Origin of the sequence: Streptomyces nigra (assembly GCF_003074055.1) — a bacterium.
Taxonomy (GTDB): domain Bacteria; phylum Actinomycetota; class Actinomycetes; order Streptomycetales; family Streptomycetaceae; genus Streptomyces; species Streptomyces nigra.
In genome coordinates this window covers 1,928,064-1,953,134 of sequence record NZ_CP029043.1, presented here as the reverse complement: position 1 = coordinate 1,953,134, position 25,071 = coordinate 1,928,064, and the positions used below count along the sequence as shown (strand labels likewise).

The window sequence follows — 25,071 nt, the reverse complement described above, 5'->3', positions numbered from 1 at the left end:
CTTCAGGAGGGCAGGGACGTCTCGCGGGCGCGTTCCGCGGGCGGCGGCACGGGCAGCGGCTCGGGACGCCCGGTGGTGGAGCGCCACAGCGCGCGGGCCGCCAGCACGGTGGCGGCGACCAGCAGGCCGTTGCGGACGAACAGCAGGGTGACCCCGAGCGCGTCGCTCGCCACCACGTGCGCGAACCACACCGGGAACTCCAGCACCGTCGCCAGACACGCGGCGAGCACCAGGCCGGCCGGCAGCCGCATCGGGCTGCCCCGGAAGCACAGGCAGACGGCGGCCAGGCCGACCAGCCACACCAGATACTGCGGGCTGATCACCCGGCTGGTGGTGGTGAACATCAGCACCGCCACGAACGCCGCGTCCGCGAGCGTGTGCGGCGCGAACCGCCGCGCCCACAGCCGCCACAGCAGCAGCCAGCCGAACGCGAGGGCGCTCAGCGCCAGGGCGCCCGTGCTGACGGCGTCGACGTACGGGCCGAGGAACTCCACCGAGCCGTAGTTGAGCAGCACCTGGCCGTCCCAGCCGTGCTGCCGGGCCACATGGAGGACAAGGCCGCCCAGCGACTCGACCTCGGTGCCCCGGTCCCGCTGGAACGTCAGGAACGCGAACGCGCCGGGCATGGCCACGGCGAACCCGAGCGCGAGGGCGCCCGCGGTCAGGGCCGCCCACAGCCACGCCCCGCGCCGGCGGGCCGCCACCAGCAGCAGTACCGGCCACACCTTGAGCATCGCCCCGAACGCCGTCAGCGCGCCCATCAGCGCCGGGCGCCGGGCACCGGCCAGCAGCGCGGCCACGGCGACGGCGGTCACCATCACGTCGTAGCGCGCGTACACCGTCGGTCCGAGCAGCGGTACGCCCACCACCCACACCCAGGCCCCGCGGACGAGCCGGCCCGGGCGCAGGCCGGCGTACAGCAGGAGCAGCAGGACGACGAGGTCCGCGCAGAAGGCGAGGACGAAGAACGCCGAGGTGTAGTCGAGCCAGAAGACCAGTGCCGGCGAGAGGACGGCGAGAGCGGCGGCGGGCGGGTACTGCCAGGTGACGTCGTCCAGCGGGAAGGTGCCGGCGCGCAGCACCTCGTACCAGTCGTGGTAGATCACCGACACATCGCTGGTGACGTCCGGGCCGGGGAAGACGTACACCTTGAACACGAACAGCAGCAGGGCCGTCCTGGTCAGGCCCCAGACGGCCAGCAGCCACACCAGGGACCGCCGCGTGCCCGTCGTCTCCACCACAACCCCGTCCGTTCGATATCCGGCTCGAATGGACCATGATGTCCTGTCCCGCGGGGCACCGGCCACATACGCGGCCGGGCCCGGGCGCGTATGGACGCTTCGATAAGGTCGGCGGCGATGCACAAGACCCTGATCGTGACCAACGACTTCCCGCCCCGCCCCGGCGGCATCCAGGCGTTCCTGCACAACATGGCGCTGCGGCTCGACCCCGAGCGGCTCGTCGTCTACGCCTCCACCTGGAAGCGCGGGCGGGAGGGCGCCGAGGCCACCGCGGCCTTCGACGCCGAGCAGCCCTTCACGGTCGTACGGGACCGGACGACCATGCTGCTGCCGACGCCGGACGCGACCCGGCGGGCGGTGGACCTGCTGCGGGAGCACGGCTGTACGTCGGTGTGGTTCGGGGCTGCGGCGCCGCTCGGCCTGATGGCGCCGGCGCTGCGCAGGGCGGGCGCCGAGCGCCTTGTGGCCACGACCCACGGCCATGAGGCGGGCTGGGCGCAGCTGCCCGCCGCCCGGGGGCTGCTGGGCCGGATCGGGGAGAGCACCGACACGCTCACCTACCTCGGCGAGTACACCCGCTCGCGGATCGCCCGCGCGCTGTCGCCCGAGGCGGCCGCGCGGATGACGCAGCTGCCGCCGGGGGTCGACGAGAAGACGTTCCACCCCGGCTCGGGCGGCGACGAGGTCCGGGCGCGGCTCGGGCTGACGGACCGGCCTGTCGTGGTGTGTGTGAGCCGGCTGGTCCGGCGCAAGGGGCAGGACACCCTGATCCGCGCGCTGCCCCGCATCCTGGCCGCCGAGCCGGACACCGTGCTGCTGATCGTCGGCGGCGGGCCCTACGAGCAGGATCTGCGCCGGCTGGCCCGGGAGACCGGTGTCGCCGGCTCGGTCCGCTTCACCGGGGCGGTGCCCTGGTCGGAGCTGCCCGCGCACTACGGCGCCGGTGACGTCTTCGCCATGCCGTGCCGCACCCGGCGGGGCGGGCTCGACGTCGAGGGGCTCGGCATCGTCTACCTGGAGGCGTCGGCGACCGGGCTGCCGGTGGTGGCCGGTGACTCCGGCGGCGCGCCGGACGCCGTCCTGGACGGGGAGACCGGCTGGGTCGTGCGCGGCGACTCCCCGCAGGACGCGGCCGACCGCATCGTCACGCTGCTGGGGGACCCCGAGCTGCGGGTCCGGATGGGGGAGCGCGGCCGGGAGTGGGTCGAGGAGAAGTGGCGCTGGGACCTGCTGGCCGAGCGGCTCGAAGCCCTGCTCTGAGCCCGGTCGGCCGCAGGACGCACGAGGGCGCGGGCCCCCGAGGGGGACACCGCGCCCTTGCTCGTCTCCGGTGGAGCGCCTACTTCCGGTAGATCGCCTCGATCTCGTCGGCGAAGTCCTTCGCCACCACGTTGCGCTTCAGCTTCAGCGACGGCGTCAGATGGCCCGACTCCTCGGTGAACTGGGCGGGCAGGACACGGAACTTGCGCACCGACTCCGCCTTCGACACCGCGGCGTTGCCGTCGTCGATCGCCGACTGGATCGCGGCGAGCAGTTCGGGGTCCTCGCGCAGCGACACCGCCGTGGAACCGGCCGGCTTGCCGTGGTCGGCGCACCAGCGCCCGAGGAACTCGTCGTCGATGGTGACCAGGGCGCCCACGAACGGCCGTCCGTCGCCGACGACCATGCACTCCGCGACGAGCGCGTGCGCCCGGATACGGTCCTCGATCACGGCCGGGGCGACGTTCTTGCCGCCGGCGGTGACGATGATCTCCTTCTTGCGGCCGGTGATCCGGAGGTAGCCGTCCTCGTCGAGGGTGCCGATGTCACCGGTGTGGAACCAGCCGTCGGCCAGCGCCTCCTCGGTGGCGCCCGGGTTGTTCCAGTACTCCTTGAACAGGTGCTCGCCGTGCAGCAGCACCTCGCCGTCGTCCGCGATGCGCACCACGGAACCCGGCAGCGGCTGGCCGACCGTGCCGATCTTCTGCCGGTCCCAGGGGTTGAACGCGGTCGCCGCGCACGACTCCGTCAGGCCGTAGCCCTCCAGGACGGTGAAGCCGATGCCGCGGAAGAAGTGCCCGAGCCGCTCGCCCAGCGGGGCGCCGCCGGAGATGGCGTACTCGCCCCGGCCGCCGAGGACCGCGCGCAGCTTGCCGAAGACCAGCTTGTCGAAGACCTTGTGCTTGATCTTCAGACCGACGGACGGACCGGACGGCGTGTCCAGCGCCCGGCTGTACGCGATCGCCGTGTCCGCGGCCTTGTCGAAGATCTTGCCCTTGCCGTCGGCCTGCGCCTTGGCGCGCGCCGAGTTGTAGACCTTCTCGAAGACCCGCGGGACGCCCAGGATCAGCGTCGGGCGGAACGAGGCCAGCTCATCGGTGAGGTTCTTGATGTCCGGGACGGTGCCCAGCTTGATCGGCGCCATCATCGGGGCGATCTGCACCAGACGCCCGAAGACGTGGGCCAGCGGCAGGAAGAGCAGGACCGAACACTCGCCGGTGCGGAACAGGGGCCGCAGCCGCTCCACGATGTTGCCGCACTCGGCGAAGAAGCTGCGGTGGGTCAGCACGCAGCCCTTCGGGCGGCCCGTGGTGCCCGAGGTGTACACGATGGTCGCGGGGTCGTCGGCCTTCGCCAGCGAGCTGCGCTCCTCGACGGTGGCGTCGGCGACGTCCTGCCCGAGCCGGCCCAGCTCCTCGACGCCGCCGGCGTCGATCTGCCAGACGTGCTTCAGGGCGGGCAGCCGGTCGCGCACCGACTCGACGGCGGCGGTGTGGGCGTCCAGCTCCGTGACGACGGCGGTGGCGCCCGAGTCGCCGAGGATCCACTGCACCTGCTCCGGCGAGCTGGTCTCGTACACGGGCACGGTGACCGCGCCCGCGGACCAGATGGCGAAGTCCATCAGGGTCCACTCGTAGCGGGTGCGGGACATCAGGCCGACCCGGTCGCCGGGCTCGACGCCGGCGGCGATCAGGCCCTTGGCGGCCGCGCGCACCTCCGCGAGGAAGGCGGTCGCCGAGACGTCCTGCCAGGCACCGCCGACCTTGCGGGCGATGACGGCCACGTCGGGGTGCTGCGCGGCGTTTCTGCGGACGATGTCGGTGAGATTGCCGTCCGCAGGGACCTCGTACAAAGCCGGAAGGCTGAACTCGCGCAAGACTGCTGCTCCTCATAGGGCGCCGGCGCCACGACGTTGTGTGATGCGACCGATCGGTCCAAGGCTCGGGCAGGTGCTCACGGATTCACATGTTGAAATCCAGAGCACGACTGGACCGACCGGACGTTACCCGCCGGTATGGCGTCTCCGACAGGGGGTCCCGGCGAGATGTTCGCTGCGTCACACGGATTGGTGTTTCTGCGCGCACAGTAGTCGAGCGTTCGGACGACTGGCCAGTAACCATCGGTTCGGCCGCCACTGTTCACGTCCGCCCCACGGCGCCTACCCTTGATCGCCATGGCACCGACACCGACGGGAAACAACGGCACCCGCGTCCACGTGGTGAGCGACGTGCACGGCAACGCCCGTGACCTCGCCCGCGCCGGCGACGGCGCCGACGCCCTCATCTGCCTCGGCGACCTGGTGCTGTTCCTGGACTACGCCGACCACTCGCGCGGCATCTTCCCGGACCTGTTCGGCGTCGAGAACGCCGACCGGATCGTCGAACTGCGCACCGCCCGGCGCTTCGAGGAGGCCCGCGAGCTCGGGACGCGGCTGTGGGCCGGGATCGGCGAGGACCGGGCCGCGGTGATCGAGAAGGCGGTCCGCAAGCAGTACCGCGAGATGTTCTCGGTCCTGCCGACACCGACGTACGCCACCTACGGCAACGTCGACATCCCGCCCCTGTGGCCGGAGTACGCCGGCCCCGGCGTCACCGTCCTCGACGGGCAGCGGGCCGAGATCGGCGGCTGGACCTTCGGATTCGTCGGCGGCGGCCTGCGCACCCCGATGCGCACGCCCTACGAGATCAGCGACGAGGAGTACGCCGCGAAGATCGAGGCCGTCGGCGAGGTCGACGTGCTGTGCACCCACATCCCGCCGGAGGTGCCGGAACTCGTCTACGACACCGTCGCGCGGCGCTTCGAGCGCGGCAGCCGGGCGCTGCTGGCGGCGATCCGCCGCACCCGGCCCCGTTACTCGCTCTTCGGGCACGTCCACCAGCCCCTCGCCCGCCGGATGCGGATCGGCGCCACCGAGTGCGTGAACGTCGGGCACTTCGCGCGGTCCGGGAAGCCCTGGGCACTCGAATGGTGAGCGGAATCAGGCCCCCCGGGCGCTTTCCGGGCGATCGCCCAGGTGGGGGTGGATCCACCCGACCCGGCGCGCGGTAGCCTTCACGCTGCGCACGCGTGCGCACCACGAATTCTCACCGGCCGCTTCTGGAGGAGCCACGGCGATGGCGGAACACACCAGCTCGAGCATCACGATCGAGGCGGCACCGGCCGATGTCATGGGGGTCATCTCCGACTTCGCCCGCTATCCCGACTGGACCGGCGAGGTGAAGGAGGCGGAGGTCCTCGCGACCGACGGCCAGGGCCGCGCCGAGCAGGTCCGCCTCGTCATGGACGCCGGGGCGATCAAGGACGACCAGGTGCTGGCGTACACCTGGACCGGCGAGCACGAGGTCTCCTGGACACTGGTGAAGTCCCAGATGCTCCGCTCCCTGGACGGCTCCTACCTCCTCAAGCCGGCCGGCGCCGGCGCCACCGAGGTCACCTACGTGCTCACCGTGGACGTCAAGATCCCGATGCTCGGGATGATCAAGCGCAAGGCCGAGAAGGTCATCATCGACCGCGCCCTGGCCGGTCTGAAGAAGCGCGTGGAGTCCACCAAGTAGCTCCGCCCCCACCGAGAGCACCGCGCCGGGGCGGGACCGTGCCGTCCGTTACGGTTCACCCCTATGCGCACCATCCTGATCACCGGCCCGGGCGGCAGCGGCCGTACGACCGTCGCGGCGGCCACCGCGCTCGCGGCGGCCGCCGACGGCGCCCGCACGCTCGTGCTGAGTGCCGACCGCACCGACACCCTCGGCGCGGCACTCGGTGTGCGCACCGGGGCGGCCCCCGTCGAGGCCGCGCCCCGGCTCGCCGCCTGGCGCCCCGACGCCGCCACCGGCTTCCGCGACGACCTCGCCGCCTTCCAGGAGCGGGCCACCGGCGCCCTCGACCTCCTCGGCGCCTCCCGGCTCGACCCGGAGGAGGTCACCCCGCTGCCCGGCGCGGAGGAGCTCGCGCTGCTGCGGGCCCTGCGGGACGCCGCGCTCGCGGAGGCACACGACCTCCTCGTCGTCGACCTGCCCGCCACCCCCCCCGCCCTCGCCCTGCTCTCCCTGCCCGAGGAGCTGCGCCGCTATCTGCGCCGCCTGCTCCCGCCGGAACGGCAGGCGGCCCGCGCCCTGCGACCCGTCCTCGGCCGGCTGGCCGGCGTCCCCATGCCCGCGGAGTGGCTGTACGAGACCGCCGCCCGCTGGGACCTCGAGCTCGCCGCCGTCGAGGCCGTCGTCGCCGACCGCGACACCGTCGTACGGCTCGTCGCCGAACCCGGCCCGGGCGGCGCAGACGCGGCGCGCGACGCCGGGCTCGGCCTCGCCCTGCGGGGGCTGCGCCCCGACGTGCTGATCGCCAACCGGGTCCTGCCCGAGGCGGAGGCCGGACCGGGGAGCTGGCTCGCCGGGCCCGTCGCCCACCAGCGCAAGGTGACCGACGAGTGGCGCGGCGCCCACGACGTACGGGACGTCGCCCACCTCGGCCACGACCCCCGCGGCACCGACGACCTCGCCGCCCTCGCGGTCCCCGTCGTCAACGGGACGTCCTCCACCGTCGAGTGGCCCGTCACCGACCGGCTCGCCGACGACGGCGTCCTGGTCTGGCACATCCCCCTGCCCGGCGCCCACCGCGACGAGCTCGACCTGATCCGGCGCGGCGACGAACTCGTCCTCGCGGCCGGGCAGTTCCGGCGGATCGTGCCGCTGCCCTCCGTGCTGCGGCGGTGCACCGTGGACGGGGCCGCACTGCGCGACGGCGAGCTGCGGATCCGGTTCGCGCCGGACCCCGGCCTGTGGCCCCGCGCCCGGTGAAGCGGGTAGCGCCGTTCGGGTAACGTCGTAGGGACGAGCCGTAGTCAGGAGTCCGTCATGAGCGAAGAGCTCCCCCCGTCCGAGGCGGACGGGCACGAGCCCGTGGACGAGGTACGGACGGCCGACGCCGACGCCTGGGCGACGGCGTGCGCCGAGGACCTCGCCGAGGAGAAGGCCCGCCGCCGGGCCCAGAACGGAATGCCGCCCGGCTCGGCCGCCGAGGAGCTGCGCAAGTTCGTCGACGCCGTCGCCGACCGGCTCTCCACCCTGCAGTCCCCGCTGCTCGGCGCGGTCGCCGGACCCGCCGCCCAGCAGGTGGTCAAGCAGGTCGTCGAGCAGGCCAAGGCCGCCGTCGAACCGGTCATCGAGCGCAACCCCGACGTCTTCGACCATCTCGCCGCCGCCGGCGGCGAACTGCTCGCCGCCTACCGCTCGGCCGTCCAGCATCAGGAGCGGCGCTGGACCGCCGGGGACGACGCCGACAAGGCCTCGCGCGACGGCCGCGACCGGGGCGACGACACCGGTCCCGGCGAGCGCATCGACCTCGACTGACCCCGCCCGCCCGGGCCGAGACACCCCCTGGGTCCCCGGCCCCGTCCGCCGGACGGACGACGCGGACTGGAGGGCAGGGGCCTCGGGTACGGTTGGCCGTAGCGGGGCTCGACCGAAACTGAGGGATTCATGGGACTCACCATCGGCGTCGACATCGGCGGCACGAAGATCGCGGCCGGCGTGGTCGACGAGGAAGGCAACATCCTCTCGACCCACAAGGTGCCGACCCCGGGCACGCCCGAGGGCATCGTGGACGCCATCGCCTCCGCGGTGGAGGGCGCGCGCGCCGGACACGAGATCGTCGGCGTGGGCATCGGTGCGGCCGGATACGTCAACCGCCAGCGTTCGGAGGTGTACTTCGCGCCGAACATCGACTGGCGCAACGAGCCGCTGAAGGAGAAGGTCGAGGCCCGGGTCGGCCTCCCCGTCGTCGTGGAGAACGACGCCAACGCGGCCGCCTGGGGCGAGTACAAGTTCGGCGCGGGCAAGGGCCACCGCAACGTCATCTGCATCACGCTGGGCACCGGCCTCGGCGGCGGCATCATCATCGGCAACAAGCTGCGCCGCGGGCACTTCGGCGTGGCGGCCGAGTTCGGCCACATCCGCATGGTGCCGGACGGCCTGCTGTGCGGCTGCGGCTCGCAGGGCTGCTGGGAGCAGTACGCCTCCGGCCGCGCCCTCGTGCGGTACGCCAAGCAGCGCGCCAACGCCACCCCGGAGAACGCCGAGATCCTGCTCGGCCTGGGCGACGGCACCCCCGACGGCATCGAGGGCAAGCACATCTCCATGGCCGCCCGGCAGGGCGACCCGGTCGCCGTCGACTCCTACCGGGAGCTCGCCCGCTGGGCCGGGGCCGGCCTCGCCGACCTGGCCTCGCTGTTCGACCCGTCCGCGTTCATCGTCGGCGGCGGCCTCTCCGACGAGGGCGAACTGGTCCTCGACCCGATCCGCAAGTCCTACAAGCGCTGGCTCGTGGGCGGCAACTGGCGGCCGGTCGCCGACGTCATCGCCGCGCAGCTGGGCAACAAGGCCGGACTCGTGGGTGCCGCGGACCTGGCGAGGGAGCCCGACCCGATCATGTGACGCGGTACGCCCTGTGAGGGCACCGCACGCGCCACCGCTCCGGGGCGCGGGGACCTGCGCGGCCGGCCACACCGACCGGCCGACGCATGACTCCGCGCCCCGAGCCGGGGGCGAGCGTTACATTGATCGGCATGGCGCTGCTCCCCGAGTCCCGCACCGACCCCGACGGTTCAGCCACCCTCCGCGTCCTGAGCTACAACGTCCGCTCGCTGCGCGACGACACCGCGGCCCTCGCCCGTGTGATCCGCGCCTGCGCCCCCGACCTGGTCCTCGTCCAGGAGGCACCGCGGTTCTTCCGCTGGCGCAAGAAGCTCGCCCGGCTGGCCCGCGCCGCCGACCTCGTCATCCTCACCGGCGGTGCCCCCGCGGCGGGTCCGGCGATCCTGTGCGGTCTGCGCGCCACCGTGGAGCGCACCGAGGACGTGCTGCTGCCACTCGTCCCCGGGCACCACCGGCGGGGCTTCGCCACCGCCGTGGTCCGCTTCGGCGGCGCCCGTCTCGGCGTCCTCAGCTGCCATCTCTCCCTGCACTCGGACGAGCGGCTGGAGCAGGCCGGCATGCTGCTGGACCGGCTGTCCGCGCTGGGCGTGGAGCACGCCGTCGCCGGGGGCGACCTCAACGACCGGCCCACCGGCCGCACCTTCCGCAAGCTCGCCGGCAGCCTCCAGGACTGCTGGGCCACCGCTCCCTGGGGCGGCGAGCACACCTCGACCCCGCTCGACCCTCATCAGCGCATCGACGCGATCTTCGCCACCCAGGGCATTCAGGTGCTGGGCTGCGGTGTCCCGCTGGAGCAGCCTGGGGTGACCCAGGCGGATCTGCGGGCGGCCACCGACCATCTGCCGGTGCTCGCCGCCCTCAAGGTGCCCGCCGCCGGCCAGAGCTGATCCCGGCGACGGGCTGTCCGCGTCAGACGACGGCGCCCCGGCCGGGGTCGTCGTCGCCCTCGTCGTCGGTCTTCATCCGCATCACGAGCGTGGCGAAGCCGCCGAGGAAACCGCCGACGCAGAGCGTGGTCAGCCACCAGGTCATGTCCCAGCCGAGCAGTACGGCGAGGAGCAGCAGCACCGGCCCGCCGAGCACCCCGAGCCAGGCGAACTTCGCGGTCGCGTCCGCCTCGGGCAGCGGCGGCGGCTCCGGCGGGACGAAGTGGCCCTCGTCGTCGGCGTCGAAGTCCTCCTCCGACGGCTCGGGCACGCTGTAGTCGCGGGGGCCGACACCGGGCGCGAACTGGACGGAGCCGCCCAGCGGGCGCACCGGCGGGTCCTCGCCGCCGTCGTCCTTCACGGCGGTGTCGCCGGGCTCGGCCCGCTCGGCCTTCGGCTCGGCGTCCGCGGCACTGCCCACCGGGTCGTTGGTGCCCGATTCGAGCAGCGCCAGGTCCTCCACCGACTTGAACGGCTTGGCCCCGGGCGGATCCGTCGGCTCCTCGCCGTACCCGGCGACGATCGCGGCCCAGGCGGCGTCCTCGTCGAACGGCACCTGCTGCTCTTCGGGCTCGCCCTCCTCGCGTCTGTCGCGGTCGGAGCCGGAGTCGTGCTCAGCCACGTGCGGTCGTCCCTTCCTTGCCGGCACCAATCGCGAGCCGGCCGATGAATGCGAGGCTCTCCTCGATGATCCGGTCCGCGTCATGGTCCAACGTCGCGACATGACGGCTCTGTTCCAGCACGATCTCCGTCACGTCCGTCGACGACACCCGGCTCAGGATCCGGGCCGGGTCCGCCGCGGGCACCACGCGGTCCTCCCGGCTGCGCAGAAGCAGCAGGGGCTGGGTGACCTGCGGCAGCTCGCCGTCGACCAGGCGCAGGAAGGTCCGCAGGGAGTGCGCCGCGTGCAGCGGCACCCGGTCGTAGCCGATCTCGACGCCGCCCTCCTTCGCGATGTCGCCGGCGATCCCGGGCACCGTGCGCACCAGGTGCCGGGTGACGGGCAGGGTCCGCGCGAACAGGCCGTGCAGCCGGTTCGCCGGGTTGACGGCGACCACGCCGGACACGTCCGGCCCGTGCTTGGCGGCCAGCCGCAGCGCCAGGGCGCCGCCCATCGACAGCCCCGCGGTGAACACCTGGGAGCAGCGGTCGCGCAGCGCGCGCAGCTCGCGGTCCACCTCGGCGTACCAGTCCTGCCAGCCGGTGAGCCGCAGGTCCTCCCAGCGTGTGCCGTGCCCCGGCAGCAGCGGCACCGAGACCGTGAACCCGCGCTCGGCGAGCCGCACAGCCCAGGGGCGCAGCGACTGCGGGGAGCCGGTGAATCCGTGGCACAGGAGGACCCCGACCTCTGTGCCCTCGTGGCGGTACGGCTCGGCTCCAGGAAGGACCGGCACCTTACGGTCTCCCGTTCGTGAGAGGGACGGCATGGACGTGTACGGCGACATCGGCTCACGCGGCAGCCGCTTGTCGGTACGACCCGGTGAGGTTCACCGTACGCGACCGCACTGACACCGACCAGGGCCGTCGGGTCGGTCCGTCGCACTCCGGGTTAAGGTCTCCTCCACACACACAGGAGGCACAGGGTTGTTGTACGGCGCGATGAAGGTGGCCATCGGGGGACCGTTGAAGGTCGCCTTCCGGCCCTGGGTGGAGGGCCTGGAGAACGTTCCCGCCGAGGGTGCCGCGATCCTGGCCAGCAACCACCTGTCGTTCTCCGACTCGTTCTTCCTGCCCGCGGTCCTGGACCGCAAGGTGACCTTCATCGCGAAGGCCGAGTACTTCACGACCCCCGGGGTCAAGGGCCGGCTGACGGCGGCGTTCTTCAAGGGCGTCGGCCAGCTGCCGGTGGACCGCTCCGGCGCGCGCGGCGCGGGCGAGGCCGCCATCAAGAGCGGCATAGAGGTGCTGGAGCGGGGCGAGCTGTTCGGGATCTACCCGGAGGGCACCCGCTCGCCCGACGGACGGCTCTACCGGGGCAAGCCGGGCGGCCTCGCGCGCGTGGCGCTCGCCACCGGGGCGCCGGTCATCCCCGTCGCCATGATCGACACCGAGAAGATCCAGCCTCCCGGGCAGGTCATGCCCAAGCTGATGCGGCCGGGCATCCGGATCGGCAAGCCCATGGACTTCGGCCGCTACCAGGGCATGGAGCACGACCGTTTCGTGCTGCGGGCGCTGACCGACGAGGTCATGTACGAGATCATGAAGCTCTCCGGCCAGGAGTACGTCGACATGTACGCGACCGCCGCCAAGCGGCAGATCGCGGAGGCCGCCAAGGCCGAGAAGGAACAGGCGAAGAGGACGAGGAAGCCGGACGAGGAGCGTCCCGGGGCCCGGTAGGGCGTCCGGGGCCGGGCCCGTCCGGCACACAGGGGGTGGGGGCGTGGCCAGGCGCGAGCGGGTCATGAGGATGTCGGTGGAGCAGCCGCTGTGGCGTGCGCTCGCCGGGTACCGCGTACTGACCATGGTCTACGCGATCGGCCTGTTCGTCAGCGCGCACGACCAGGTGGCCCGGCCCTGGGTGGCCCTCGGCTACTTCGCCGTCCTGGTCGTCTGGACGCTGGCCACCCTGCCCAGGGTCGCCAACGCCGCGAGCTGCACCCGGCCCTTCCTCGCCGTGGACCTGTCCGTCGCCGTCGTCGGCATCCTGCTCACCCGGATCGCGGAGACGCCCGAGCGGATCGACGCCGGGGCGCCCACCCTGCCGTCGATCTGGACCGCGGGCGCCGTGCTGGCCTTCGCCATCAAGGGCGGCTGGCGCTGGGCGGCGTTCGCCTCCACCCTGGTCGCCGTCGCCAACCTGGCCGAGCGCTCCGGGGTGCCCACCCGCGACACCATCCACATGGTGCTGCTCGTCTGGATCGCCTCCATCGCCATCGGCTACGTCGTCGAGGTCGCCCGGGCCTCCGAGCGCACCCTCGCCCGCGCCCTGGAGATCGAGGCGGCCACCCGTGAACGGGAGCGGCTGGCCCGGGACATCCACGACAGCGTGCTCCAGGTGCTGGCGATGGTGCAGCGGCGCGGCGCGGTCATCGGCGGCGAGGCGGCCGAGCTCGGTCGGATGGCGGGCGAGCAGGAGGTGGCGCTGCGCACCCTGGTCTCCGGCGGCCTCGTCCCCGTGTCCCGGGTGTCGGAGGACGCCGCCGACGGCGCTCTCGTACGGGCCGTGGAGGTGCCGGACGAGGACGGCGACGGCCAGCCGGTGGATCTGCGGGCGCTGCTCGCCCCGTACGCCGGAGCGCGGGTCAGCCTCGCGGAGCCCGGGGCGCCGGTGCGGCTGGCCCCGGACGCCGCGCGGGAGCTGACGGCGGCCGTCGCGGCCGCCCTGGACAATGTGCGCACGCACGCCGGTGAGGGTGCGCGCGCGTGGATCCTCGTCGAGGACGAGCCCGGCGAGGTGGTCGTCACCGTCCGGGACGACGGCCCCGGCATCCCCGAGGGCCGGCTCGCCGAGGCCGAGGGGGAGGGCCGGCTCGGCGTCGCCCTGTCGATCCGGGGACGGCTGCGCGACCTCGGCGGCACCGCCGAGGTGATCTCGGTCCCGGGGCAGGGCACCGAGGTGGAACTGAAGGTACCGAAGGCCGGCAGTGCCTCACGGGGGAAGGCGGGACAGCGATGACGGACGGTACGGCCGCGCGGCGGGAGCCGATCAGGGTGATGGTGGTCGACGACCACCCGATGTGGCGCGACGCGGTCGCCCGCGATCTCGGGGCGTCGGGCTTCGAGGTCGTCGCCACCGCGGGCGACGGCGAGCAGGCGGTGCGCCGCGCCAAGGCCGCCGCCCCCGACGTCCTGGTGCTCGACCTCAATCTGCCCTTGAAGCCCGGCGTCCAGGTCTGCAAGGAGCTCGTCGCGCACAACCCCGCGCTGCGCGTGCTGGTGCTGTCCGCGAGCGGCGAGCACGCCGACGTCCTGGAGGCCGTGAAGTCCGGCGCGACCGGCTATCTGCTGAAGTCGGCGTCGACCGAGGAGCTGCTGGACGCGGTGCGCCGTACCGCCGTCGGCGACCCGGTGTTCACGCCGGGCCTGGCCGGGCTGGTCCTCGGCGAGTACCGCAGGCTGGCCTCGGAGCCGGCGCCGCCCGCGCAGGAGGCCGGCCGGTCCGGCGCCCCGCAGCTCACCGACCGCGAGACCGAGGTGCTGCGGCTGGTCGCGAAGGGCCTGAGCTACAAGCAGATCGCCGAGCGCCTGGTCATCTCGCACCGCACGGTGCAGAACCACGTCCAGAACACCCTCGGCAAGCTCCAGCTGCACAACCGGGTGGAACTGGTGCGGTACGCGATCGAGCGGGGCCTCGACGACGAGTGAACCGGGCGTCGCCGGATTGACGATCCGTCAAGCCAAATCCCCGGCCGTTCACCGGAATTGCCGGTCCGACCCATCGCTGTGTGACCTGGCTCACCATTAGCGTGGCCTCACCAGGCAACCGCGGCGAAGGGACATTTCCATGCGGGTCGGAGTACTGACCGGAGGCGGCGACTGCCCCGGTCTCAACGCCGTCATCCGGGCCGTCGTCCGCAAGGGCGTCCAGGAGTACGGCTACGACTTCGTCGGCTTCCGGGACGGCTGGCGGGGTCCGCTCGAGAACGACGCCATCCGTCTCGACATCCCCGCCGTGCGCGGCATCCTGCCCCGCGGCGGCACCATCCTCGGCTCCTCGCGCACCAACCCCCTGAAGGAACAGGACGGCATCCGGCGCATCAAGGACAACCTCGCCAAGCAGGAGGTCGAGGCGCTCATCGCCATCGGCGGCGAGGACACCCTCGGGGTCGCCGCCCGGCTGTCCGACGAGTACGGCGTGCCCTGCGTGGGCGTGCCGAAGACCATCGACAACGACCTGTCCGCCACCGACTACACCTTCGGCTTCGACACCGCCGTCGGCATCGCGACGGAGGCCATCGACCGGCTGCACACCACCGCCGAGTCGCATATGCGCGTCCTGGTCTGCGAGGTGATGGGCCGTCACGCCGGCTGGATCGCCCTGCACTCCGGGCTGGCGGGCGGCGCCAACGTCATCCTCATCCCCGAGCAGCGCTTCGACGTCGACAAGGTCTGCGCCTGGATCACCTCGCGCTTCAAGGCGTCGTACGCCCCGATCGTGGTGGTCGCCGAGGGCGCCATGCCCCAGGACGGCGACATGGTGCTCAAGGACGAGTCGCTCGACTCCTTCGGGCACGTCCGGCTCTCCGGCGTCGCCGAGTGGCTGGCCAAGGAGATCGAGAAGCGCACCGGCAAGGAGGCCCGCACCACCGTCCTCGGGCACATCCAGCGCGGCGGCACCCCGAGCGCCTTCGACCGCTGGCTCGCCACCCGCTTCGGGCTGCACGCCATCGAGGCGGTCCGCGACGGCGACTTCGGCACGATGGTCGCCCTGCGCGGCACGGACATCGTGCGCGTCCCGATCGCCGAGGCGACCGCGAAGCTGAAGACGGTCGACCCGAAGCTCTACGACGAGGTCGGCGTCTTCTTCGGCTGACGGCTGACGGCTGACGGCTGACGGCTGACGGCTGACGGCTGACGGCTGACGGCTGGACCGGCGATCGCTGACCGCCGCCGGGTCCGGGGCCGCCCGGCGGTGACGGGTTGTGGGCCGTATATTGCGGCCCACAGCCCCTACGGAGCCGGGAGCGGCCTTGGAGATCGTGGCGTTCGGCGTGCAGGCCGACGAGAAACCCCTGATCGAGCAGGCCTTCAGGGACCACCACGAGGTCCGCAGCCTGGACGTCTTCCTCAACGACGACACCGCCCCCATCGCGGTCGGCCACGAGATCGTCTGCACCAGCGTCAACTGCGACCTGGGCGCCTCCGTGCTGCGGGCCCTCGCGGCCGGCGGCACCCGGATGGTCGCCCAGCGCTCCACCGGCTTCAACAACATCGACCTCGACGTCGCCGCGGACCTCGGCCTGACCGTCGCCCGCGTCTCGTACTACTCGCCCTACTCGGTGGCCGAGTTCGCCTGGACCCTCGCCATGGCGGTGAACCGCCGGATCGTGCGCGCCTCCACGCGCACGCGTGACTTCGACTTCCGCCTCGACGGGCTGATGGGCCGTGATCTGCACGGCCGGACCGGGGGCGTCCTCGGCACCGGGAAGATCGGCGAGGCCTTCTCCCGCATCGCCCACGGGTTCGGCATGAAGCTGCTGGGCTGGGACGTCGCCGAGAACCCCGCCTGTATGCAGCTCGGCATGAAGTACGTCCCCAAGGAGCGGCTCCTGGCCGAGTCCGACCTGATCAGCCTGCACATCCCGCTGATGCCCGAGACCAGCAGGCTGATCGACGCGGCCGCCCTGAAGACGATGAAGGACGACGCGATCCTCGTGAACTCCAGCCGGGGCGGACTCATCGACACCGCGGCCCTCGTCGCCGAACTGCGCGAGGGCCGCTTCACCGGGGTCGGCCTCGACGTCTACGAGGCCGAGGCCGGCCTGTTCTTCCTCGACAAGTCGCTCCAGGCCATCGAGGACGACACCCTGGCCCGCCTGGTCACCTTCCCCAACGTCCTGGTCACCTCGCACCAGGCGTACTACACCCGGGACGCCGTCGGCCAGATCGTCGACACCACCGTGCGCAACGTCCTCGACTACACGGCCGGCCGCCGCTCGGAGAACGTGCTCGTGCCCCGCAGCTGAGCCACCAGCTCCCGGACGACGGCGGCGCCGTTCAGCGTCAGCACCGACTCGGGGTGGAACTGCACCCCGGCGAAGCCGGGCCCGCGCAGCGCGTGCACCTCGCCGTTGTCCGCCCGGCCGACCTCGACGCCGTGCGCGGCCAGCTCCTGGAGCGCCTCGTCGTCGCAGCGCGCCACGAAGCTGTTGTAGAAGCCGACCGTCTCCGGCCGTCCGAACAGGTCGATCGTGGTCTGCGCGCCCTGGTACGGCACGTCCTTGCGCACGATGTCCAGGCCCAGCTCGGCCGCGATCAGCTCATGGCCGAGGCAGACCCCGAGCACACCGTGCCGGTGGTGCCGGAGCACCTCGGCGGTCAGGTCCCGCAGCAGCCGCATCTTCGGGTCGGCCAGGTCGGAGGGGTCGCCGGGGCCGGGGCCGAGCACCACCGGGCCCTCGTGGGCGAGCACCGCCTCCCGCAGCCCGGGCTCGTCGTAGCGCCGGACGCTCACCCCGAGGCCGCCCGCGCGCAGCACATGCGCGAGCATCGCGGTGAAGGTGTCCTCGCCGTCCACGACCAGGGCGTCACCGGTCAGCTCGTCGCCCCGCTCCTGCATCCGCAGCCAGAACGGGGCCAGCGACGCCCGGCGCCCGTCCAGCGCGGCCCGTACGCGCGGGTCGTCGGCGAGCCGCACGCGCGCGTGCTCCGCCGCGGGCCGCGACGGCCGTACGCCCAGGGCCGCCAGCACCCCGGCCGCCTTCGCGTGGGTCTCGGCCACCTCGCCGGCCGGGTCCGAGCCGCGCACCAGCGTGGCGCCGACCGGAACCCGCAGCCGCCCGTCGGCGTCGATGTCGGCGGTGCGGATCAGGATGGGGGAGTCCAGGGTCTGCGCCCCGCCGGAGTCCCGTCCGAGCAGGGCCAGCGCGCCCGCGTAGTAGCCGCGCCCGCCGGACTCGTGCCGCTCGATGACCCGGCACGCGTTCTGCACCGGCGAGCCGGTCACGGTCGCCGCGAACATCGTCTCCCGCAGCACCTCCCGCGCGTCCAGCGAGGACTTCCCGCGCAACTGGTACTCGGTGTGCGCGAGATGGGCCATCTCCTTCAGCCGGGGCCCGATCACGACCCCGCCCATGTCGCCGACGGTGCACATCATCTTCAGTTCCTCGTCGACCACCATCGACAGCTCCTCGATCTCCTTGCCGTCGGCGAGGAAGCCGAGCAGATGCTCCGGGGTCGGGCCCTCGGGGGGTAGCGGTAGGTCCCGCTGATCGGGTTCATCACGACCGTGCCGCCCGACATCCGCACGTGCACCTCCGGGCTGGCCCCGACCAGTGTCCGCTCCCCGGTGTGCACGACGAACGTCCAGTACGCGCCCCGCTCGCCCTCCAGCAGCCGCCGGAACAGCGCCAGCGCGTCGGCCCGGGAGAACCCCTCGATCCGGCCCTCGTACGTCCGCCGGATCACGAAGTTGGCGCCCTCGCCGCGCCCGATCTCCTCGTCCAGCACCCGCCCGACGATCTCCGCGTACTCCTCGTCGCCGACGTCGAAGCCGCCGCCCTCGACCCGCACCTCGTGCGCCGGGAGCTGCGCCAGCGCGTCGTCCAGCGGCACGGTGTACGACTGCTCGGGCGTCAGCACCGTCAGCGGGGTGCCGTCGTCGCGGACGTCGAAGCCGCGCTCCCTGATCTGCCGGAAGGGCACGAGGGCGAGGCCCTCGTCGGGGAGGTCGGCGAGCCGCTCCCGGGTGCCGACGCGGCCGAGCAGGACCTCCACGGTGTTCTCGTCGTGGCCCGGCGCGCGACGGCGCAGCAGGGCGAACGGGCGGGGATCGTCGAGCAGGTCGAGCAGGTGCATGGGTCCGGTTCCCTCTCACTGGGAGGAACGGACCCCGAAAACACCGAAGGCCGCCCCTCGGGCGGCCTTCGCGAAGTCTTGGATACGCGCAGTCAGCGGGCCGCCGGATGAGCGGTCCACCACCAGTTCTGGATCGAGTGCGCGAACATGCCACGCACCCTACCGCATGTCCGACTGGTGTACCCCGTGTCTCAATTGCTGGGCATGGGGCGGGACGCCCGACACGACCCCGTAATGTTGAGGTCGTGACCGTGAACGCTAAGACCAGCCCGAGCGCTGGCAACACCTGGCGAAACCTGCCCGCGGCGCAGCAGCCCGAGTACCCCGACCCCGAGGCTCTGCGCGCAGTGATCGCGGACCTCGAGTCGTATCCGCCGCTCGTCTTCGCGGGCGAGTGCGACCAGCTGCGCGCCCGGCTGGCGGCCGTCGCCAAGGGAGAGGCGTTCCTCCTCCAGGGCGGCGACTGCGCCGAGGCGTTCGACGCCGTGTCCGCCGATCACATCCGCAACAAGCTCAAGACCCTCCTCCAGATGGGCGCCGTGCTGACGTACGCCGCCTCGGTGCCGGTCGTGAAGGTCGGCCGGATCGCCGGCCAGTACTCGAAGCCGCGCTCGAAGCCGACCGAGACCCGGGACGGCGTCACCCTGCCGACCTACCGCGGCGACTCCGTCAACGGCTTCGACTTCACCGAGGACGCCCGCGTCCCGGACCCCGAGCGCCTGAAGCGGATGTACAACGCGTCCGCCTCCACGCTCAACCTGGTGCGCGCCTTCACCACTGGCGGCTACGCCGACCTGCGCCAGGTGCACGCCTGGAACCAGGACTTCGTGAAGTCGTCCCCCTCCGGCCAGCGCTACGAGCAGCTCGCCCGCGAGATCGACCAGGCGCTGAACTTCATGCACGCCTGCGGGGCCGACCCGGAGGAGTTCAAGACCGTCGAGTTCTACGCCTCGCACGAGGCCCTGCTGCTCGACTACGAGTCCGCGCTGACCAGGGTCGACTCCCGCACCGGGCACCTGTACGACGTCTCCGGGCACATGGTGTGGATCGGTGAGCGCACCCGGCAGCTGGACGGCGCGCACATCGAGTTCGCCTCGCGGATCCGCAACCCCATCGGCATCAAGCTCGGCCCGACGACGACGGCCGAGGAGGCGCTGCAGTACATCGACCGCCTCGACCCGGAGCGCGAGCCGGGCCGGCTGACCTTCATCGTCCGCATGGGCGCCGACAAGATCCGGGACAAGCTCCCCGAGCTGGTCGAGAAGGTCACCGCCTCCGGTGCCACCGTGGCCTGGGTGACCGACCCGATGCACGGCAACACCTTCGAGGCGGCCTCCGGGCACAAGACCCGCCGCTTCGACGACGTGCTGGACGAGGTCAAGGGCTTCTTCGAGGTCCACAAGTCGCTGGGCACCCACCCGGGCGGCATCCATGTGGAGCTCACCGGCGACGACGTCACCGAGTGCGTGGGCGGCGGCGACGAGATCTTCGTCGACGATCTGCACCAGCGCTACGAGACGGCCTGCGACCCCCGGCTGAACCGCAGCCAGTCGCTGGACCTGGCGTTCCTCGTCGCGGAGATGTACCGCGACCAGTGATCTTCCCGATCATGGGGGGTGGGGCATGGATCACACAGGATCCATGCCCCACCCCACTTTTGTGCTCCTGCCATGACGGGTAAGGTTAGGTTTGCCTCACCGAACAGGGGATGGCACATCGACCCCGTCGGGAGGTGAACCGCGTGTACGTCTGCAGTTGCTTCGGCATCACCGAGCAGCAGGTCAAGAAGCACGCGGAGAACGGCGCCTGCACCCCCCGCCAGGTCGCCTCGGCCTGCAAGGCCGGCACCGACTGCGGATCGTGCGTGCGCCGTATCCAGGCATTGCTGGGCCGGGGCGCCTGCCCCCGCCCCGAGCTCGCCGACCAGGGCCGTCCGGTCGTCTCCGACCTCGAGGACGCCGCCTAGTCCGCCCAGCCCCCGGATCTAGCTGGGCTGCTCGATCTGCTGGGCGATGTAGAGCGCCTCGCCGAGCTTCTCGATGAGCTCCAGCTGGGTGTCCAGGTAGTCGATGTGGTGCTCCTCGTCCGCCAGGATCTCCTCGAAGATGTTCGCGGACGTGATGTCGCCCTTGGTGCGCATCACCTCGATCCCGCGCTTGAGGCGGTCGATCGCCTCCACCTCCACCTGCCGGTCGGCCTGGAACATCTCGGTGACCGTCTGGCCGACCCGGACGTGGAAGAGCCGCTGGTAGTTGGGCAGGCCGTCGAGCATGAGGATGCGCTCGGTGAGCTTGTCCGCGTGCTTCATCTCGTCGATGGACTCTTCCCGCGTGTACTTCGCGAGCTTCGTCCAGCCCTTGTTGTCCTGGATGCGGTAGTGCAGCCAGTACTGGTTGATCGCGGTGAGCTCACCGGTGAGCTGCTCGTTGAGGAATTCGAGGACCTCGGGGTCGCCCTGCATCGCTACGGGCTCCTTCCACGCGGGGGACTGGCAGGATGCGCCGCATGATTCCACCGGGCGCGAAGATCGTCCAGTAAGTCTTCACTTAGTAAGTAAGTGCATCCTTGGTCGGTTTTGGGTGGTGTGGTGGGGGGTGTGGTCAGGTGCACCGTCCCGGGTCTGTCAGGATGGAGGCATGGGTCAGCCGGTGGAGCGCGAAGGTGGGGCAGCAGCACATTCCGAGCTCCCGCCGGGTCAGCGCATCCAGCGCGGCTGGCCGGTCACGCACTACGGTCCGGTGCCCAAGTTCCGCCCCGAGCGCTGGGACTTCCGGGTCTTCGGCGCCACCGCCGACGGCGAGAAGCACAGCTGGACCCACGAGGAGTTCACGGCCCTGCCGTACACCAGCGTCGTCGCCGATCTGCACTGCGTCACGAAGTTCAGCTTGCTCGGCGCCGAGTGGGGCGGCATCCCGGCCCGCACGATCCTCGACATCGCGCCGCCCGCGTCCACCGTCACCCATGTCATGGTGTGGGCGGAGTACGGCTTCAGCTCCAACCTGCGGCTGGACGACTTCGCCCATGAGCGCGCGATCTTCGCCACCCACCGCGACGGCGAGCTGCTGACCGCCGAGCACGGCTTTCCGCTGCGCCTGGTCGTCCCCCATCTGTACGCCTGGAAAGGACCCAAGTGGGTCCGTGGCGTGGAGTACATGACCGCCGACCGCCGGGGCTTCTGGGAGGAGCGCGGCTACCACAACATCGGCGACCCGTGGCGCGAGCAGCGCTACTCCTACCAGGAAGAGCCCGGGGACGGCCCCGAGCTCTGACTCCCGGTTGCGTCGGCCTCAGTGGTACTGGTGCACCACCGCGTGGCCCCGGCCGCGCCCGATCATCCACTTGTTGACCGGGGTGGTGGCGACGAAGGCGACGGCCAGCGCGATCGCCAGCACCCACCAGAACAGCGGGTCGCCGAGCCCGGCGTCCATGGCGCCCGGCCACAGCACGATCACGCCGTTGTCGACCAGCTCCATCACCGCGATGGACAGGGTGTCCGCGGCCAGTGCCACCTTCACGGCGGCCCGCAGGCCGAGGCCCGCCTTGAGGACGCCGCGCAGGGTGAGCGCGTAGCCGAAGAAGAAGGCGAGCGCGATCGCGAGGATCAGGGTCGGCACGGCGCTCCAGCCGAGCGCGGTGCCGATCACCATGCCGAGCACCTCGCCGATGGCGCACCCGGTGAGGCAGTGGAGGGTGGCCCGGACGGCGGTCTCCCAGCCGGTGCCCCCGGTCATTCCCTCGTGGTGGTGGTGAACGTGTGACGCATGTGCTTCGTGTTGCATGACGCCCCCTGACGCGCGATATCCGTCTCTCGCTCCATCAGAACCATATACCCCCTGGGGGTATTCCGGTCTCGGTCAGCGGTCGCGAAGTTTCTTCAGCCGCTCCACATCCGCGGCATGACCCTCCTTGCCGCCCGGGGTCTCGATGATCAGGGGGACGCCCGCGGTGGCCGGGTGCGTCATCAGCGCGCGGAACGGGTCCTCGCCGATGTGCCCCGCGCCGATGTTCTCGTGCCGGTCCTTGTGGGCGCCGACGACGTCCTTGGAGTCGTTGGCGTGGATCAGCTTCAGCCGGCCCTCGCCGACCGTGTCCACCAGCAGGTCCAGGGTCTGGTGCATCCCGGAGGGGCCGGTGAGGTCGTGGCCGGCCGCGTAGATGTGGCAGGTGTCCAGGCAGACGCCCAGCTTCGGATGGGCGTCCAGCGCCTCGAAGTACGGCCCGAAGTCCCAGGTCCGCGAGCACAGCGAGGAGCCCTGCCCGGCGGTGGACTCCAGCAGCAGGAACGGGTCGTCGTCGTGGGTCAGCTCGTCCAGCAGCGGCAGCAGATGCTCGCGGACCTGTTTCAGGGCCACCGATCGGTCCCGGCCGCCGGTCGCGCTGCCCGTGTGCACCACCACGCCGAGCGCCCCGATCTCCCGGCCGCGCCGCAGCGAGTGCCGCAGCGACTCCACGGACCGCTCGACGGTCGCCTCGGTGTGCGAGCCGAAGTTGATCAGATACGGCGCGTGTACGTAGGCCGGTATGGACTCGGCGGCGCAGAGCGCCCGGAACTCCTCGTCCTGGCGCGGATTGCCGGGCGGGGTCGCCCAGCCCCGCGGGTTGGCGACGAAGACCTGGACCGTCTCGGCCTTCAGATCGCGGGCGTAGGCGAGGCCGACGGAGCTGAGGCCGCCGGCCACCGGGACATGGCCGCCGACGGGGTTGCGGGAGGGCCCGGGGAGGGCGGAACCGGACTGCTGACTTCTCACCCGTCCAGGGTGTCATGCGGCGGGAACGGCCCGGTCACCCGGCCGCCCCCGCCCGCCTCACCGGATGGTGATGGTGACCGTCGACCCCTTCGGCGCCTTGTCCCCGCCCTTGGGGGACTGCTTCTTCACCGTGTCCCCGAACAGGCCGAGCAGCCCGCGGTCCTCGTCGACCTCGAAGCCGGCGGCCTCCAGCTGGGCCTTGGCGTCGTCGACGCTGTCGCCGACCACGTCCGGGACCTCGATCATCTCGGGGCCCTTGGAGAGGGTCAGCGTGACGGTGTCGCCCTCGGCCGCCCGGGTGCCCTCGCCGGGCGACTGCCGGGCGACCAGACCCGCGTCGAACTCCGAGTTGACCCGGCCGGGGGCGATCCGCACCTTCAGGCCGGCCTCCTCCAGCTCGGCCCGCGCGTCCTCGGGGCTCTCGCCGGTGACGTCCGGGAGGTCGACCGGGCTGCCCTTGCTGACGGTCAGCGCGACCGCCGAGCCCGAGCGGACCGTGGAGCCCTCACCCGGGGACGTGGAGATGACCGAGCCGCGCGCGATCTCGTCGTCGAACTCCCGTGTCACCATGCCCGGCTCCAGACCGCGCTCCTTCAGCGCGGCCCGCGCCTGGGCCAGTGTGCGGTCCCTGAGGTCCGGCACCTTCACCGTCTTCGGGCCGAGGGAGACGACCAGGTCCACCGAGTCGTTCTGCCTAATGCGGGCGCCCGGCTTCGGGTCGGTGCTCATGACCGTGCCGCGGTCGAAGGTGTCGCTGTACGCCCGCCGCACCTTGCCGACGTCCAGCCCGTCCTGCTCCAGACGGTCCCTGGCCTGCGCCTCGTTCTTCGACAGCAGCGGGGGGACCTCGGTGAACTGCCCGGAGTTGATGTACCAGATCCCCGCGCCGAGGCCGAGGGCCAGCAGCACGGCGGCCACCACGACCATCGGGCCGCGCGGCCGGCGCGAGGCACGCGCGCGGGGCGGCCCGGCCGGCGGGGCCGGGGGCATCTCCAGACGGCTGGTGCGGTGGACGGGCTCGTCCCCGTCGACCGGCAGCGGCCGGGGCACCGTCAGCCCGCGCGGGATCACGCTCGTGCGGTCGTCCGCGTTGTCGTGCCCGTCGGACAGCGCCTGCGGCGGCATCGCGTCCAGCTGCTCGTCGGTGAGCGCCTGGCGCGCCACGCGGGCCTGCGCGAGCAGGGCCACGGCGTCGTACGGGCGGACGCCCGGGGTGCGGGCGGTGGCGGAGGCGACCAGCTCGTCCAGCTCGTAGGCCAGGCCCGGCACCACGGCGGAGGGCGGCGGGACGTCTTCGTGCAGATGCTTGTAGAGCACCACGGCGGGGGAGTCCCCGTCGTGCGGCTTCTCGCCGGTCAGCATCTCGTAGAGGACGACCCCGCACGCGTACACGTCGACACGGGCGTCGGCGGCGCCCGGCTGCTCTATCTGCTCGGGCGCGAGATACGAGACGGTGCCGAGGACGGCGCCGGTGGTGCTGGTCACGGTGTCCACCGAGCGCACCAGGCCGAAGTCGGCGACCTTGACCCGGCCGTCGTCCCCTATCAGGACGTTCTCCGGCTTCATGTCGCGGTGCACGAACCCCGCGCGGTGCGCGGCGCCGAGCGCGGCGAGCACCGGCTCCAGGATGTCGAGCGCGGCCCGCGGCTGGAGCGCCCCGCGCTCGCGCAGGACGTCGCGCAGGGTGCAGCCCGCGATGTACTCCATCGCGAGATAGACGTACGACCCGTCGGTGCCCTGGTCGAAGACCTGCACCACGTTCGGGTGGGCCAGCCGGGCGACGGACTTCGCCTCCCGGATGAACCGCTCGACGAACACCCCGTCCACCGCCAGCGCCGGATGCATCACCTTGAGCGCGAGCACGCGGTCGAGGCGGGTGTCCAGGGCCCGGTAGACCGTGGCCATCCCGCCGACCGCGATTCGCGCGTCCACGCGATACCGGCCGTCGAGCACCTGCCCGACCAGAGGGTCCTGAAGGGTCGTATCCACGCAGGTGAGTGTACGAGCCGAC

The 25,071-nt window shown here is 72.2% G+C and carries 24 protein-coding genes and 1 pseudogene; 15 read left to right on the top strand and 10 right to left on the bottom strand.

The window, feature by feature from the left end; genetic code table 11:
• Positions 1-2: 2 nt before the first annotated feature.
• Positions 3-1,238: a glycosyltransferase 87 family protein gene (locus DC008_RS09065; RefSeq protein ID WP_108710616.1), complete on the bottom strand. Its 1,236-nt coding sequence runs from the start codon at positions 1,236-1,238 to the stop codon at positions 3-5.
• Positions 1,239-1,358: 120 nt separating this feature from the next.
• Here DC008_RS09065 and DC008_RS09060 point away from each other — a divergent pair, with 120 nt between their 5' ends.
• Positions 1,359-2,501 carry a glycosyltransferase family 4 protein gene (locus tag DC008_RS09060; protein WP_108706519.1) on the top strand — a complete coding sequence of 381 codons (1,143 nt, stop codon included), beginning with the start codon at positions 1,359-1,361 and terminating at the stop codon, positions 2,499-2,501.
• 79 nt (positions 2,502-2,580) lie between these two features.
• Here DC008_RS09060 and DC008_RS09055 read toward each other — a convergent pair whose 3' ends face one another.
• Positions 2,581-4,377 carry an AMP-dependent synthetase/ligase gene (locus DC008_RS09055; protein ID WP_108706518.1) on the bottom strand — a complete coding sequence of 599 codons (1,797 nt, stop codon included), beginning with the start codon at positions 4,375-4,377 and terminating at the stop codon, positions 2,581-2,583.
• Between the two features lie 297 nt (positions 4,378-4,674).
• On the opposite strand from DC008_RS09055, the gene DC008_RS09050 reads away from it, so the two are divergent.
• The 6 genes from DC008_RS09050 (at position 4,675) to DC008_RS09025 (ending at position 9,816) form a co-directional block, all read left to right on the top strand.
• Entirely contained in the window at positions 4,675-5,472 is a 798-nt protein-coding gene (locus tag DC008_RS09050; RefSeq protein WP_108706517.1) for a metallophosphoesterase family protein, read from the top strand.
• Between the two features lie 142 nt (positions 5,473-5,614).
• A complete protein-coding gene (locus DC008_RS09045) occupies positions 5,615-6,055 on the top strand; it encodes an SRPBCC family protein (protein ID WP_055624531.1) in 441 nt (146 codons plus the stop codon).
• A gap of 63 nt (positions 6,056-6,118) precedes the next feature.
• A complete protein-coding gene (locus DC008_RS09040; protein ID WP_108706516.1) occupies positions 6,119-7,294 on the top strand; it encodes an ArsA family ATPase in 1,176 nt (391 codons plus the stop codon).
• Positions 7,295-7,351: 57 nt separating this feature from the next.
• Complete coding sequence (locus DC008_RS09035; protein ID WP_108706515.1) at positions 7,352-7,846, top strand: DUF5304 domain-containing protein; 495 nt, start codon at positions 7,352-7,354, stop codon at positions 7,844-7,846.
• 129 nt (positions 7,847-7,975) lie between these two features.
• A complete protein-coding gene (locus tag DC008_RS09030; RefSeq protein ID WP_055624534.1) occupies positions 7,976-8,929 on the top strand; it encodes an ROK family glucokinase in 954 nt (317 codons plus the stop codon).
• A 131-nt stretch (positions 8,930-9,060) separates the two neighbouring features.
• A complete protein-coding gene (locus tag DC008_RS09025; protein WP_108710615.1) occupies positions 9,061-9,816 on the top strand; it encodes an endonuclease/exonuclease/phosphatase family protein in 756 nt (251 codons plus the stop codon).
• Positions 9,817-9,838: 22 nt separating this feature from the next.
• Here the strand turns inward: DC008_RS09025 and DC008_RS09020 are convergent, their stop codons facing one another.
• Positions 9,839-10,477 carry a hypothetical protein gene (locus DC008_RS09020; RefSeq protein WP_108706514.1) on the bottom strand — a complete coding sequence of 213 codons (639 nt, stop codon included), beginning with the start codon at positions 10,475-10,477 and terminating at the stop codon, positions 9,839-9,841.
• Positions 10,470-11,249, bottom strand: coding sequence for an alpha/beta hydrolase (locus DC008_RS09015; RefSeq protein WP_108706513.1), 780 nt, complete (start codon positions 11,247-11,249; stop codon positions 10,470-10,472). The genes DC008_RS09020 and DC008_RS09015 overlap by 8 nt, the downstream gene beginning before the upstream one ends.
• 190 nt (positions 11,250-11,439) lie before the next feature.
• Between DC008_RS09015 and DC008_RS09010 the strand changes: the two genes are divergently transcribed.
• The 5 genes from DC008_RS09010 (at position 11,440) to DC008_RS08990 (ending at position 16,481) form a co-directional block, all read left to right on the top strand.
• Positions 11,440-12,192: a lysophospholipid acyltransferase family protein gene (locus DC008_RS09010; RefSeq protein ID WP_208645830.1), complete on the top strand. Its 753-nt coding sequence runs from the start codon at positions 11,440-11,442 to the stop codon at positions 12,190-12,192.
• Between the two features lie 43 nt (positions 12,193-12,235).
• Entirely contained in the window at positions 12,236-13,471 is a 1,236-nt protein-coding gene (gene macS / locus DC008_RS09005; RefSeq protein ID WP_108706511.1) for a MacS family sensor histidine kinase, read from the top strand.
• Positions 13,468-14,160 (top strand): response regulator, encoded by a 693-nt coding sequence (locus DC008_RS09000; RefSeq protein WP_108706510.1) that lies wholly within the window; start codon positions 13,468-13,470, stop codon positions 14,158-14,160. Before macS ends, DC008_RS09000 begins: the two co-directional genes overlap by 4 nt.
• A gap of 139 nt (positions 14,161-14,299) precedes the next feature.
• Complete coding sequence (locus DC008_RS08995) at positions 14,300-15,328, top strand: 6-phosphofructokinase (RefSeq protein ID WP_108706509.1); 1,029 nt, start codon at positions 14,300-14,302, stop codon at positions 15,326-15,328.
• Between the two features lie 157 nt (positions 15,329-15,485).
• Positions 15,486-16,481: a 2-hydroxyacid dehydrogenase gene (locus DC008_RS08990; RefSeq protein ID WP_108706508.1), complete on the top strand. Its 996-nt coding sequence runs from the start codon at positions 15,486-15,488 to the stop codon at positions 16,479-16,481.
• Here the strand turns inward: DC008_RS08990 and DC008_RS08985 are convergent.
• Positions 16,433-18,312 (bottom strand): annotated as a pseudogene (locus tag DC008_RS08985) (anthranilate synthase family protein). The gene DC008_RS08990 and the pseudogene DC008_RS08985 overlap by 49 nt on opposite strands.
• A gap of 92 nt (positions 18,313-18,404) precedes the next feature.
• A complete protein-coding gene (locus DC008_RS36430; RefSeq protein WP_079033853.1) occupies positions 18,405-18,461 on the bottom strand; it encodes a trp operon leader peptide in 57 nt (18 codons plus the stop codon).
• Positions 18,462-18,557: 96 nt separating this feature from the next.
• Between DC008_RS36430 and DC008_RS08975 the strand changes: the two genes are divergently transcribed.
• Both DC008_RS08975 and DC008_RS08970 read left to right on the top strand, forming a co-directional pair.
• Entirely contained in the window at positions 18,558-19,910 is a 1,353-nt protein-coding gene (locus DC008_RS08975; protein WP_108706507.1) for a class II 3-deoxy-7-phosphoheptulonate synthase, read from the top strand.
• 143 nt (positions 19,911-20,053) lie between these two features.
• The gene (locus DC008_RS08970) at positions 20,054-20,278 is read left to right on the top strand and encodes a (2Fe-2S)-binding protein (protein ID WP_235074973.1); all 225 of its coding nucleotides are present in this window, start codon (positions 20,054-20,056) and stop codon (positions 20,276-20,278) included.
• Between the two features lie 18 nt (positions 20,279-20,296).
• Here the strand turns inward: DC008_RS08970 and bfr are convergent, their stop codons facing one another.
• Positions 20,297-20,773 (bottom strand): bacterioferritin, encoded by a 477-nt coding sequence (gene bfr / locus DC008_RS08965; RefSeq protein ID WP_055624546.1) that lies wholly within the window; start codon positions 20,771-20,773, stop codon positions 20,297-20,299.
• Positions 20,774-20,948: 175 nt separating this feature from the next.
• On the opposite strand from bfr, the gene DC008_RS08960 reads away from it, so the two are divergent.
• Complete coding sequence (locus DC008_RS08960) at positions 20,949-21,581, top strand: sulfite oxidase-like oxidoreductase (protein ID WP_108706505.1); 633 nt, start codon at positions 20,949-20,951, stop codon at positions 21,579-21,581.
• Positions 21,582-21,599: 18 nt separating this feature from the next.
• Here DC008_RS08960 and DC008_RS08955 read toward each other — a convergent pair whose 3' ends face one another.
• From DC008_RS08955 to pknB, 3 genes are all read right to left on the bottom strand, one after another.
• Positions 21,600-22,091, bottom strand: a complete 492-nt coding sequence (locus DC008_RS08955) for a DUF4396 domain-containing protein (protein WP_108706504.1) — start codon at positions 22,089-22,091, stop codon at positions 21,600-21,602.
• Positions 22,092-22,166: 75 nt separating this feature from the next.
• Complete coding sequence (locus DC008_RS08950) at positions 22,167-23,060, bottom strand: deoxyribonuclease IV (protein WP_108706503.1); 894 nt, start codon at positions 23,058-23,060, stop codon at positions 22,167-22,169.
• 57 nt (positions 23,061-23,117) lie between these two features.
• Positions 23,118-25,049, bottom strand: a complete 1,932-nt coding sequence (gene pknB, locus DC008_RS08945; RefSeq protein WP_164492276.1) for a Stk1 family PASTA domain-containing Ser/Thr kinase — start codon at positions 25,047-25,049, stop codon at positions 23,118-23,120.
• Between the last annotated feature and the right edge of the window lie 22 nt (positions 25,050-25,071).